11 protein-coding genes are annotated in these 12,547 nt (G+C 30.3%); 1 reads left to right on the plus strand and 10 read right to left on the minus strand.

Annotated features, from left to right (window positions below; translation table 11 throughout):
• Window positions 1–402 precede the first annotated feature (402 nt).
• The 7 genes from IDG45_RS13185 to graX form a co-directional block, all read right to left on the minus strand.
• Entirely contained in the window at window positions 403–1,410 is a 1,008-nt protein-coding gene (locus IDG45_RS13185; protein ID WP_000120365.1) for an inorganic phosphate transporter, read from the minus strand.
• A 15-nt stretch (window positions 1,411–1,425) separates the two neighbouring features.
• Window positions 1,426–2,043, minus strand: a complete 618-nt coding sequence (locus tag IDG45_RS13190; RefSeq protein ID WP_000491755.1) for a DUF47 domain-containing protein — start codon at window positions 2,041–2,043, stop codon at window positions 1,426–1,428.
• 724 nt (window positions 2,044–2,767) lie between these two features.
• Window positions 2,768–4,657 (minus strand): ABC transporter permease VraG, encoded by a 1,890-nt coding sequence (gene vraG / locus IDG45_RS13195; protein ID WP_000143606.1) that lies wholly within the window; start codon window positions 4,655–4,657, stop codon window positions 2,768–2,770.
• Window positions 4,647–5,408: an ABC transporter ATP-binding protein VraF gene (gene vraF / locus IDG45_RS13200; RefSeq protein WP_000985996.1), complete on the minus strand. Its 762-nt coding sequence runs from the start codon at window positions 5,406–5,408 to the stop codon at window positions 4,647–4,649. Before vraF ends, vraG begins: the two co-directional genes overlap by 11 nt.
• 143 nt (window positions 5,409–5,551) lie before the next feature.
• Window positions 5,552–6,592 carry a histidine kinase GraS/ApsS gene (graS, locus tag IDG45_RS13205; RefSeq protein ID WP_001061247.1) on the minus strand — a complete coding sequence of 347 codons (1,041 nt, stop codon included), beginning with the start codon at window positions 6,590–6,592 and terminating at the stop codon, window positions 5,552–5,554.
• Entirely contained in the window at window positions 6,585–7,259 is a 675-nt protein-coding gene (gene graR, locus IDG45_RS13210; RefSeq protein WP_001166496.1) for a response regulator transcription factor GraR/ApsR, read from the minus strand. Before graR ends, graS begins: the two co-directional genes overlap by 8 nt.
• A 15-nt stretch (window positions 7,260–7,274) precedes the next feature.
• Window positions 7,275–8,198, minus strand: coding sequence for an auxiliary protein GraX/ApsX (graX, locus tag IDG45_RS13215; RefSeq protein ID WP_000802957.1), 924 nt, complete (start codon window positions 8,196–8,198; stop codon window positions 7,275–7,277).
• A 112-nt stretch (window positions 8,199–8,310) separates the two neighbouring features.
• On the opposite strand from graX, the gene IDG45_RS13220 reads away from it, so the two are divergent.
• On the plus strand, window positions 8,311–8,817 hold the full coding sequence (locus IDG45_RS13220) for a GNAT family N-acetyltransferase (RefSeq protein ID WP_000940129.1): 507 nt from the start codon (window positions 8,311–8,313) through the stop codon (window positions 8,815–8,817).
• Window positions 8,818–9,018: 201 nt separating this feature from the next.
• Here IDG45_RS13220 and IDG45_RS13225 read toward each other — a convergent pair whose 3' ends face one another.
• The 3 genes from IDG45_RS13225 to IDG45_RS13235 form a co-directional block, all read right to left on the minus strand.
• Window positions 9,019–9,447 carry a hypothetical protein gene (locus IDG45_RS13225; RefSeq protein WP_000198501.1) on the minus strand — a complete coding sequence of 143 codons (429 nt, stop codon included), beginning with the start codon at window positions 9,445–9,447 and terminating at the stop codon, window positions 9,019–9,021.
• A 328-nt stretch (window positions 9,448–9,775) separates the two neighbouring features.
• Window positions 9,776–10,819, minus strand: a complete 1,044-nt coding sequence (locus tag IDG45_RS13230) for an alpha/beta hydrolase (RefSeq protein WP_001030757.1) — start codon at window positions 10,817–10,819, stop codon at window positions 9,776–9,778.
• A 150-nt stretch (window positions 10,820–10,969) separates the two neighbouring features.
• The gene (locus IDG45_RS13235; protein WP_000980142.1) at window positions 10,970–12,037 is read right to left on the minus strand and encodes a YkvI family membrane protein; all 1,068 of its coding nucleotides are present in this window, start codon (window positions 12,035–12,037) and stop codon (window positions 10,970–10,972) included.
• Window positions 12,038–12,547: the final 510 nt, after the last annotated feature.

The raw sequence follows: 12,547 nt of genomic DNA on the forward strand, positions 1-12,547 counted from the left end.
TCAGTGTAAAATGTACTTGGGTCATGTAAAAGTCCTCCTGGGTATGTTTTTGTCGTTAAAAACATTGTACCGTAAAAGGACTGTTATATGGCCTTTTTACTTTTACACAATTATACGGACTTTATCACAATTTAGGTTAATTAAACAAGTTGATAGCTATTTAATTATTCATTCATTGAAGAATATAAACTATTAAATCATTATTTTGCTCTTACATATATTTTAATGACCTAACTGATTATGTTCCATGGAATACATTTATAACATAGCCCCAAATTAAAATGCTTTGTCTTGGTCTATCTATGTAAACTCTATAAAATATGTTATCTACTTACATAAAAAATGAACTTCAATACCACCATATGTTTGTGATACTGAAGTTCAGTATAGCTTAATTTTCAATTAGAAAAATAAGTTAAGTATATAGAATAAAAACGCTGCTAAAAACGCAGATATCGGTAATGTAATCACCCATGTAATAATCATACGTTGAGCAGTGCTCCATTTAACACCTTTAGCTCTGTTAGAAGCACCAACACCTAAAATTGATGATGACACAACGTGTGTAGTTGATAATGGGAAATGCAGAGATGACGCAACAAAAATTGTTAATGCAGATGATAAATCGGCCGCTGCACCATTTGCAGGACGTATTTTCATAATATTACCACCTACAGTTTTGATAATTTTCCAGCCACCAATTGCAGTACCAAGCCCCATTGCTGTCGCACAGGCAAATTTTACCCATAACTGTGGTTCAACGCTGCCATCATTCTGTACATTAGCAACAATCAATGCCAACGTAATAATACCCATTGATTTTTGCGCATCATTCGTACCGTGAGAGAATGATTGTAACGCTGCTGTGAAAATTTGGAAAAATCTAAAATTACGATTCGCTCTTGTTAAATTTGCGTTTTTAAAGATAACTTTAAAAATTGAATACATCAAGAAACCAACACAAAATGCTATAATCGGCGAAACGATTAATACAATAATAATTTTTGTGAAACCTTGGTAATGTAACACTCCAAATGAGCCTTCAGATGCGATTGCTGCACCCGCAATTGAACCTATAAGTGCATGTGAAGACGAACTTGGAATTCCGTAAAACCAAGTAGCTAAATTCCAAATAATAGCCGCAAGTATTGCAGCTAACACAACAACTAATCCATTTTCCAATTTAAATGGATCGACAATGTCTTTAGTAATGGTGCCTGCAACGCCCGTAAATGTTAAAGCACCTATAAAGTTCATCACTGCTGCCATTAAAATTGCCGTTTTAGGCGTTAACGCTCTAGTAGATACAGCAGTAGCTACTGCATTGGCTGTATCATGGAATCCATTGATAAAGTCAAATATCAGCGAGAAAATAACTACAGCTATAGTGACGATGATTATATATGACATAAATATATACTCCCCTTAGCTATTTTTCATAATAATAGTTTCAAAATTATTTGCTACGATTTGACATTTATCAGCAATTTCTTCCATGCTTTCATAAATATCTTTTATTTTAATTAATGTGATTGGATCTGTTTCGCTATTGAAAATATGTTTAATTGACTGTCTTAAAATACCATCACAGTTTGTTTCAAATTCTTTAATATTAATTGAATGAATACGCATATGTGATAATTTTTTATCGACTAATAAGCCGACAGCAAGTTTCATTTCTGCAACTGCTTTTTGAATGTTATCAACAAACTCAGCCATATATTCATCTGTGTATTCGATTGAATACATTTCAAACATAGCTGCCGTTTCTTCAATTGCATCTAAAACATCATCAATTGCATCACATAATGATAAAATATCTTCACGTTCAATTGGTGTGATAAATGTTTGATTTAAATCAGTAATTACTTGATGTACTAATTCGTCACCATGTGACTCATAAGTTTTAATGTTGTCTGAGTATGCTTTTAAATCTAAATGAGTATTGAAATCCATTTTACCGAATTCAATAGCAGCACGATCCAGATTGAAAACCATCTCTTCTAATTGAACCATAAACTTATCTTTTTTCTTACTAAACATTTAAAATCCTCCATTTAAGCGATTGTCACCAATCACATTCAGTTATAATTTGTTTCAAATTAAGACAAGTGAATTTACAAACTAATGATACAAATTTGTTATTATCAATCGTCAGTATAATTTTAGTGTACTGATATTAATTTCAAAAATGCCTCACAGTAAACAATTTACTGTATTTGCCCTTATATGAAAATAGCACAAAATTTACAATCCCACAATTCAATTTACAAATTTTTAACAATTCCGAAACTTAACTTTTACATAAAATTTAAATAGTAGTAGGCATTTGTTTTGAAAAAGTTGTTGTATAGGCAATTTTTTATCTATAAAACTCTAAAAATTGTAAGTGGATATAGTTGGGAAATTTGCAACGATACAATATTTATTACATAACTTTTACATATTAAAATACACTTATCTTGTTTAAAACGATCATTGACTCATATATCTCTCAATGAATATACTTTTATTTTCTCACATTTAATACAATTTACAAAGTTGAATCCTGTTAATCTTTTCAATTAAAAGCATCACCAATTAAATAAATTTCATTCAAAACACTTTCATAATCACTCATACCTTTACTTCATTATTAATATGGTATTTTAACCCAGTATTCAACTATACATGCTAAAAATATAACTTCTCTTCATTTATAATAAAAAGCTCCCAGTATAGTACGTGAATCCGAATCCACTACTCTACTGAAAGCCATCTGTATATTTTATATGGAATGTCTAATTGTTCGCTTCGAATGATTATAAGCCGTCACTGCAAAAACAGCATACATACAAATGTATAATCCCATTACTATGAAAACCGGTATTTGATTCGTTGTACCCATTAATTTCATATATGCTAATGATGTAAAATATGCATGTGATAGTGCAATAACTAAAGGTAACCCAAAATTAAACATAATTTTAAACTTTAGTCCCCTTGCCATATCTTTTTGTGTAAATCCAAGCTTTCTCAAAATACTATAATTCTCTAACTCATCTTCGGTTTCATCTATTTGCTTAATGTATATAATGCAACATACAGCAATCAAGAATGTAATACCTAAAAATGATGTTACAAATAATAATATTCCGGTTAAACTTGATATTGAGCTTATCGCTTCACTTCTTGTCTCAATAGATTTATCAACTTTATTTTTCGCTTTTTCTAATGCTAAAGCATCTTTTTTATGTTTCAAATCGAATCCAAATTGAGAGACGATATGCTTTGCCTTTGTATACTTTCTTATTTCTTGATAGTCTTTGTCATTTAAGACAAACGTTGGTCCACCTAAATCAACATCTGTCATAAAATAGATTTTATTAATATCTTTACGTAACTTAATATTAACATGATGTTTTTTCGTTCCTATAATTGCTTTACCATGCTTTTTATGTTTCACTAAATCTTTGATAGAACCTTCCGCTACAAACAAATCAGCTTGTCCACGTTTCAAATCAGTATTAGGGATGTATTTATCACTAGTAATTGTTACATTGTATGGTTCTTTCGCTTTTACATCAAATAAATTATCTTTATACAATTTCGTATGAATTACTTCTTTATAATTATAAAAATGAGGAATTTTTTGATTGTTTAATTCACTTGCTAATTGATTAGCTTTTTGTTGGTCTTTAATTGTAACGTCGTGTGGTGCAGTATATTTTATTTCACTTGATAAGGACGCTCTACTTATAGCAGCAAAGCAAAGAACTGAAACAGTAATCGCTGAAATGATTGCCATAACCGTAAGTGAAAAAGCATTTTTCTTAATACGATACATTATAGATGATGAGAACATGACATCATTTACACTTATAACACCTTTTCTAAACTTCTTCACCATTTTAAAAACTAGAGAAACAGAGCTTTTAAAAAATAAGTATGCCCCAATCACAGTTGACAATAAAATAAACATAAGTGTACCGATAGAATCATAATATTGAACAATGTTCAAAGATAGATAGTATCCTGTGGTAATCAATACTATACCTAAGATGCCTAAAACAACCTCTTCAAATGTAATTTTATTATGATTTGTTTCTTTAACCTGGTTATTCTTTGACATCTGTGAAATAGATTGTTTGAACACTAATATAAAATTTTGAGCAGATGTTAAAAAATAAGCGACACCGATTAACATTAATGTTTCAAATACCGCCCTCAAGCTAAAAATAATTGGAACCTTTTCTTTAATTCCTAATAATGTAAAGACAATCATTAATAACAGTTTCGAACCAAAAATACCAATAATAATACCTAATATTGCCGTAATTATAAATATTAGTATTTGTTCGAGCATTAGTATATAAATAATGTTGAATTTCGATAAACCTAATGTTTGATATAATGCAAGCTCATAACTTCGTCGTTTAATAAATAACACATTGGCATATAACAAAAATGCAATTATGATGAAAAATAGAAAGTAGCTTCCGACTTGTGAGCCTTCCTTTATAATTGGATATGACTCTGTCATGTTTAGTTTATGCGCGTATTTTAATGCTACAAAGCTAAAATACAATACTACACTCGTAATTAATGAAAAAAGATAGATGGCATAATGTGATAAATTTTGACGGAAATTTTTAAATATTATCTCGTTAAAGGTCATAATTAACGCCACCTAAAACACTTTGTACACGTATTATTTCTTTGAAAAAGGTATGTTTATCGTCATCCCCTTGGTATAATTCAGTGAAAATTTGACCATCTTTTAGCATCACTACTCTATTGGCATAACTTGCTGCAACAGGATCATGCGTTACCATAATAATTGTAGACTTAAATGCTTCATTCATTCTTGTTAATCGTTTTAATAAATCTTGAGTACTTTTAGAATCCAGTGCACCTGTTGGTTCGTCAGCAAATATAATAGAAGGTAATGTAATAAACGCTCTTGCAGCAGATGTTCGTTGTCTTTGTCCACCAGACAATTCAGAAGGATATTTATCACTAATATCCAATATATTTAATGCTTCTGCTACTTTTTCATAACGATTTAACATGTGTTCTTTATCTAACTTCTGTACCGTTAGTGGTAACATTATATTTTCTTTAACAGTCAATGTATGCAGTAAATTATACTCTTGAAAAATAAAACCAATATCATGCTTGCGTATATCAGATAATTCCTTGTTTGAAAGCTTTTCTAATTTTTTTCCTTTTAATGTAATAGAACCTTGTGAAATATAATCAATTGAACTTAAAACATTTAATAATGTCGTTTTCCCAGATCCAGAGGGACCCATAATAGCAATAAACTCGCCTTCTTCAATAGACATATTGATATCTCGCAACACTTCTTGTGCCATTTTTTTAGTTCCATATATTTTTGTTAATTGTTTTACTTCTAAAATTGCCACTTTAACACTCCTATAATTTATCTTAACTTCATTTCCTTTAGGCTTTGGCACTTGTATCTTCAATTTAACATATGACTAACATCTATCTTATTATAACGTTGAAGCTGCATTGATGTATCAATTCTAAGTAACAAAACGCATGTTTAAAATGACAAATTTGTCACTTCCGACATGCGTTCAACAATTTCATTTTGTAATGGGAAAATCAATCTGACAGTTGTCCCCTTACCAACAGTCGACGTGACTTGCAGGTGAATACCTAATTGATCCTTTACACTATTTACTAAATATAGACCCATACCTGAAGACGTCGTTTCATTTCTGTTAGCCGTTGACGTAAATCCTCGTTCAAATATTCGCGGCATATCTTTTTTACTAATACCTCTGCCATAGTCTTTAATATATAACGAAACATGTTGATCATTTAATTCTGTCCCAATTTCAATATTAAAATTCTCACTATATTTCAATGCGTTTGACAAAATTTGTCTAATAATCATACGACACCATTTTATATCTGTATAAACATAATCATCCACTTTAAAGTCAACATCAAAACCAATACCTTTAACCTGACTAATATGTCTTGTTAATTGTATTTCATCAATGACCATGCGTTTAAGTGACACGTAATCAAAATACATATCTTTGCGTTGAGATTCTAATCTAGTAATATACAGCTGTGTATCCAGCATCGAGTTTATACGAGACCATTCATATAGTAATGCCTGTTTTCTTTCTTGATTTTTTTCTTGATCAATTAATAATTTCATGGCTGTCACAGGTGTTTTTATGTCGTGCACAAATTCTGTAATGGTCTGTTCATGCATATTCAATTGTAACTGTTGCTCAACAACCTTTTCTTTGTGAGCTGAGATTTGACGATATAAATAATCAACTGTATGACGTTGAAATGGCGTTTCCGCTAAATCTTTATGTTTAATTTCTTCTATTTCTTTATCTTTGTCAAAATGCTTATATAATTTTACTTCTTTAAAATATGTCAATATAAGAAAAATCATTGTTAAACTTAAATTCAAAGAGACAATATAAAATAAACTGTCTATTGGAAAATCATAATCGATTAGACTAATACCTAACATAAGGAAGTTTAAAAACAATATCCAAAATATCCAGTTCATGCGAGATTTCAAAAAATAAGCTACCCATTTCAAATTATTCATGAGCCATATATCCTTTTCCTACTTTTGTTTCGATTGCACTATCCATACTTATTTCAGATAATTTTTTTCGTAAACGATTCACATTTACTGTTAACGTATTATCACTAACAAATGCTTCATCATCCCATAATGCAGTGATAATTGTATCTCTCGAAACGATTTGATTTTTTTTGGTAATAAGAATTTCTAATATAATCATTTCTGTTTTGGATAGAAAAATCGTATCGTCACCTTTTTGTATACTATCTTTTGATAGATCTATAATGGCATCTTGCCATGTTAACGTGCGTTTTTCTTCAGCAGTAAATTCATACACTCGTCGATAAATCGCTTGTAATTTAGCAATTAATACATTTGTATAAAAAGGCTTTTGCATATAATCATCTGCGCCAAGTTCCATACTCATCACTTGATCCATTGGATTATCACGAGATGATAAAAATAATATTGGTACGTTGGAAACTTCTCTCATTTTTCTGCACCAATAAAACCCATCATATTTAGGTAATTGAACATCCAATATAACAATTTCAGGATTAAAACTTTCAAATGTATCCATTACTTTGCCGAAATCTTCAATACCAGCAACATTAAAATCCCATTGTTCTAATTCTTTTTTCAATTCTTGAAACAAAGTATTGTCATCTTCTACTAGTAGTATTTGCATCCATATCACCCAATATCATTTAGTATATTTCATATTTTCTCCTGATTTTAATCGACTTTGAAAATCTTTAATCCGGCAGTCAACTTCAAAGCCATGAATCATCATTTTTTGCATTGGTGCTTGTATAAAGTAATAAATCGGCCAAAATAATCGAGGGATATAATCGTATAGATGTATATAAACGACTGCCGACTCTTTGATTAATCTAAATTCTAACTTCCCTTGATTAACTGTATATTTTTTCACTAAACTTCCACTCAATAAAATTAAAGTTATTATTCCATCAGCTGTTTCTACTATTTTAAATACTGCGAGCGGTCGCACCTTATTCTTAATATATATCTTAAATTGATCATGTGATTTTTCTGTTTTCACAAAAGTTCCTTTAGTGTAACCCATCCATGCAATAAAGTGGTTTACAACGTTCTTTAATGTCCATCCCTTTGGTAAAACTACCTTCATCGTTGATCTAACATCATCATACTTTGAAACTTGTAATTCTACATTAACTAAAGAACGTTTAAAAACTAAATTTGTTGTTTCTACAGTAGTACCATATGCACCTAGGCGTTCAATTGTTTCATTATCATAACGACTCCCAGGTATGTAGATTACTTTTTTTACTTGATTGATGGCCGCTGCTCGACCAAAATTATCTGCTGCGATTAATGTTAAATCTCTTGCTGATGATTGTGTTATTTTGGCAGAATTCTTTGTTGGGTCGATAAAGAATACAGCAATATCTATTTGATTCATTGCGGCAACAACCTGTTCGTAATGAAATATATCACACTGAATCCAAGTCATTTCAACATCATCTGTTTTTTTATTGTCTGGATATTTTGATATAGTAAAAAGTTCAGCATCATTTTCAATCACTTCACTTAAATACTTACCAATATATCCTGTTCCACCTGCTAATAAAACTTTAGGTTTCATCTAAAATACTCCTTTAAACTGTAACCAAAAAACATATTACTCCACCTTTTAGTTACATATATATTATAATAGTAGCAAATGTTTTAAAATTTCAAAATACTGGAGGCTTTTTATGGCCCATATTATACGTAGAGTTAGTATCAAAGATGTAGAAAATTTCATTTCAATGTTAGCGAAAATATACGACGAATCTCCGTATATGTTCTACACACCAGGAGAATATGATCCTAGCGTCACATCGGCTAGTAAACAATTAGAAGAATATATCACTTCTCCACATAAAGTCATCTTTGTTGCTGAAAGTGATGAACAACTCGTTGGCTTTGCCTTTGTTAATACGACACCATTTCAACGCATTAAACATGTTGCTAAAATTGATTTAGGTGTAAAGAAATTATATCAACATCGTGGAATTGGACAAGCACTTCTTGATGCCATTATGGCTTGGTGTTTAAACAATCAAATACACCGAATTGAAGCAAATGTACCACTCAATAACCAACCTGCCCTCGAGCTTTTTAAAAGTGCTGATTTTCAAATCGAAGGCGTTTTAAAAGATAAGTTATTTATCGATGGTAAATATTACGATGACTATATGATGGCTAAAATTCTTAATTAAAGCTATTTTATCATAATCTTGTATCAGAATCGCATAACAACGAATTTAATGGTTACCTAATACATTACTCATCCTTATCAATGTCATCTAATCTTAAATGAATGCGTATACACTTATTCATTTATCAAATTTTAATTCAAAATAAAGCACCACTAATGTGTAATTGATCAACTACGCTTAGTGGTGCTTTATATATATTATTTAGTTTTCCTTACTATAAAAATCTTCGAGTCTAAAATCTATATTCGGTAATTTTTCATATATTTTATCCTGATACTGATTGTTTTGAATGTAAGTTTCTTCAGTAACTAACTTACCTTTACGCTTAATTCCATAATCTTGTACGAATAAATTATTATTTCTATTTATTTTGTAATACGGTACAACATTCGCACTAAATTTTACTCGTTGATGAATAAGTTCCATTGCCAATGCATAGTATTTATTTGTCTCATATAGCCATAAATGATCTATTGAAACACCTGAAACAATTACATCTTTTAATAATATCCTTACATTCGGCTTAAATGTGCTATGTCTATCTAAATAATTTTTAAACAAAACACGATGTATACGTCCAGTAACCATAACGCGTTTATTTTTAAATGGTTTTAATGCTGACCTTGTCATTTCCTTTCACAACCTTATTTTCAAATCACTTCGTGCTCAATCTATATTTTAATTTTTCTTTTGAATTCTTTTCAATTTATAAATTTATTATATCATGTGCACACTGTTTTTTGACTATTTAGTTGTAAAAAGTTATTTTCAGGTTCAAAACAAATTAGTTTGTAAATAAATGTCACATCATAATAGGGTGGGACAGAAATGATAAAGAACCGCTAACAATTTATTATATCTCAGACACTTACACATTAGCCCCACATGTTTTAAATTCTTCGTTTTCAATTTGAAGATCTTAAATGTTGCTTAAGTAATAAATTACTACTGTTTATCATTAGTTTAAAGGATTTAACGGTAATTCATTACTCGGATTTTCTATTTGTGGTTTCTCTTCAGTTTGAATACCACTAGAAGATGTATTACGACTTAAGAAAAGTAACACTTTTTTGATATTATCTATCGATTCAGGTTTATTAAGGTGAAATTGATATTGGTGATGTAAATGATGCGTACCATCATAAAACAAAGTATCTACTGGTACATTCAATTCTTGTAGTTTCTTACTGAATTCTATATTTTGACTTTCGAATGGATCGCTATCTCCAACAGATAAAAATGTTGGTGGATAATTTTTTGTCGATTGTTTTACTGTCGACATTTGTGAAATATTTTTAAAACTCTTTTCCCAATCTTCTTCACCAGTATAACTTTTCATAAATAACTGTATTCTTGGAAACTCAGTTTCTCTAACTGTTTGCATATTATAAAAACCACCAAATAGTATAGCACCTTTAATTTGCGATGGTTTGAATGACTGATCAAATTTCATGGCTTCTCTTAATTGATTGTTTGTCTGTATTGCAGTAAATTGGCTTGCTAATTGAGCACCTGCAGAATCACCGCCAATAATTACTTGATTAAAATCAATAGGTAAATTCATTTTATTTTCTTTAATGAATTGAGTTGCTTGATTCATTTGAATTAATGGAGTGGGATATTTATATTGTGGCGCCAATGCATAATTTACATTCACAACAATGTACCCTTGTTCAGCAATTTTCGCTAATAATGGGTTTTTATACTGCTTATCACCCGCAATATAACCACCACCGTGCATCCAAAAAATAACTGGCAGTTTGGCATTTGAAGACATATCAACAGGTGTAATAATATCTAATTTACTGTTAGGGAAAACTCTATTGTATGTAAGGTTTTGATAAATGCGCACATTTTTATTTTTAATATTGATTTTGTCTTTATTAGCATGGTTCTCATTTGTAATTTGGTCATAATGTTGTTTCAGATGAAATGCTAACAATACACTGATTACAGCTATAAAAAGCGCAGTTATCATCGTCCATTTATTATCTTTATTCATTACATCGTACCTCTCTATTTGTTAGACGCTCATATTAATAGACTGAATAAATATAAAAAGCAATTCGCCCGATAAGAGTAGAGACGAATTGCTTTTAAGGTTAAAACAAAGTGATTCAATTGTAAAGTTTCGGATATCCATCATATGATATTAAGCAATATGTTTTTTATCCGCATTTTTACGTTTGAAATATTTAATAATTACAGCTACTACAATAAATAGGCCTACATATCCCATAATTGTATATAACTTATTAATTAATTCAGCAAATCCTACGAAACTTAATAAATAACCTGCTACCATCATTATAATAATAAAGATATGATAATTTTTACTATATGGTTCTGTAAAACGTGCTGCAAATGAATACATGAGTCCTAAAATTGTATTGTACATAACTGCCAGCATAATAACAGATAACACTGTTGCTATTAAAGGATGGATATTATTTGCTAACGTCAATGTTGGAATTGAGGCATTTTTAATAGTTGGATATTCACTTTGCAATGCAAAGTTGATCAATGCTAGTAATACAGTATAGATAATACCACCGTACATCGCGCCTGCACCTGACACTGTACGCTTTTCAGTATCCCCACCGATTGCTACGATGGTACTAAAACCTACAGAAAAAGCTAATCCACCATATATTGTACCAAACCAGATTCCCTTCCAAATACTTGCTTCAGGCACTACTTGGTTAACTTCTGCTAATGAAACATGACCTTTAAATAAATACACGCCAGCGATTAATACAACTAAAACAATTAAAAATGGTGTAACGACACCAAGGGCACGTACTATTTTATTAAAGTCTAATAGCAATGTTACATAAATTGCTAATGTCATAATTAATGCACCTAGCCATGTAGGTATGTTATAACTTTCTTCAAATGTTGCGCCTGCACCTGCTATCATGGTTACAGCTATACCAAATAAGAAGAAGATTAAAATATAATCAAAGACTTTACTAAACTTTTCACCGAATACGTATTGTAATGTTGATTCATGGTTTGTCGCTTCAAAGGCAGTACCAATTTTTGCTACTTGGCGCCCAATAAAAGCTAAAATAAAACCAGATATAATGACACCTAAATAAGCCCACAAGCCATATTTAGTGAAAAATTGCATAACTTCTTGTCCTGTTGAAAATCCTGCGCCCACTACAATGCCGACGTAGGCAAATCCAATTTTTGTTGCTTCTTTATTCATCATCATGTGAATAATAGACCTCCTTAATTTTGCACAGTGTGCATTATAACGTACTGAAAATTAATTGCAAGTCGCATAGGTTATTTTTCACTTTTTCAAAATTGCTCAATCCATTCACATTATCACGTTCAATGACATTTAAAAAAATTATAAATTTATGCTTTTATAATGCAGTCATACGAACTTTTGTATAGGAAAAATGATTAATAATTGTGCTTCTTGACTTACGTATTTTTAGTTAAATTTCGAAAAATACATATCAAAATTTCTCAGTTAAAAAGGTTTAAACTATCTATCGTATGTTCTTTATTAAAATGTATAAATTTATAAAATGTTGTATAAAAACCATTTGTGCACACAAGTTTACTTCGTTAGTTTTTAAGTATTAAAAGGTTCTTCATCTTTTATGGTGGGAAGGTAAAACTTCCTGCTTTTTTTAATACACAAAAAGCGCAATTGCCTCTATAATTTAAAGTGACCAAACCCAAACTAAAGGAGACAAGTGCGCCTATGTGT

The sequence above is a fragment of the Staphylococcus sp. EG-SA-10 genome (genome assembly GCF_017151945.1).
Lineage (GTDB): Bacteria > Bacillota > Bacilli > Staphylococcales > Staphylococcaceae > Staphylococcus > Staphylococcus aureus.

What these genes read in the sequence shown, in the direction of transcription:
- IDG45_RS13230 (WP_001030757.1), bottom strand. Translation starts at nt 10,819, where the DNA reads ATGAATAAAGATAATAAATGGACGATGATAACTGCGCTTTTTATAGCT.
- IDG45_RS13190 (WP_000491755.1), bottom strand. Translation starts at nt 2,043, where the DNA reads ATGTTTAGTAAGAAAAAAGATAAGTTTATGGTTCAATTAGAAGAGATG.
- IDG45_RS13225 (WP_000198501.1), bottom strand. Translation starts at nt 9,447, where the DNA reads ATGACAAGGTCAGCATTAAAACCATTTAAAAATAAACGCGTTATGGTT.
- IDG45_RS13220 (WP_000940129.1), top strand. Translation starts at nt 8,311, where the DNA reads ATGGCCCATATTATACGTAGAGTTAGTATCAAAGATGTAGAAAATTTC.
- graR (WP_001166496.1), bottom strand. Translation starts at nt 7,259, where the DNA reads ATGCAAATACTACTAGTAGAAGATGACAATACTTTGTTTCAAGAATTG.
- IDG45_RS13185 (WP_000120365.1), bottom strand. Translation starts at nt 1,410, where the DNA reads ATGTCATATATAATCATCGTCACTATAGCTGTAGTTATTTTCTCGCTG.
- IDG45_RS13235 (WP_000980142.1), bottom strand. Translation starts at nt 12,037, where the DNA reads ATGATGATGAATAAAGAAGCAACAAAAATTGGATTTGCCTACGTCGGC.
- graS (WP_001061247.1), bottom strand. Translation starts at nt 6,592, where the DNA reads ATGAATAATTTGAAATGGGTAGCTTATTTTTTGAAATCTCGCATGAAC.
- vraG (WP_000143606.1), bottom strand. Translation starts at nt 4,657, where the DNA reads ATGACCTTTAACGAGATAATATTTAAAAATTTCCGTCAAAATTTATCA.
- graX (WP_000802957.1), bottom strand. Translation starts at nt 8,198, where the DNA reads ATGAAACCTAAAGTTTTATTAGCAGGTGGAACAGGATATATTGGTAAG.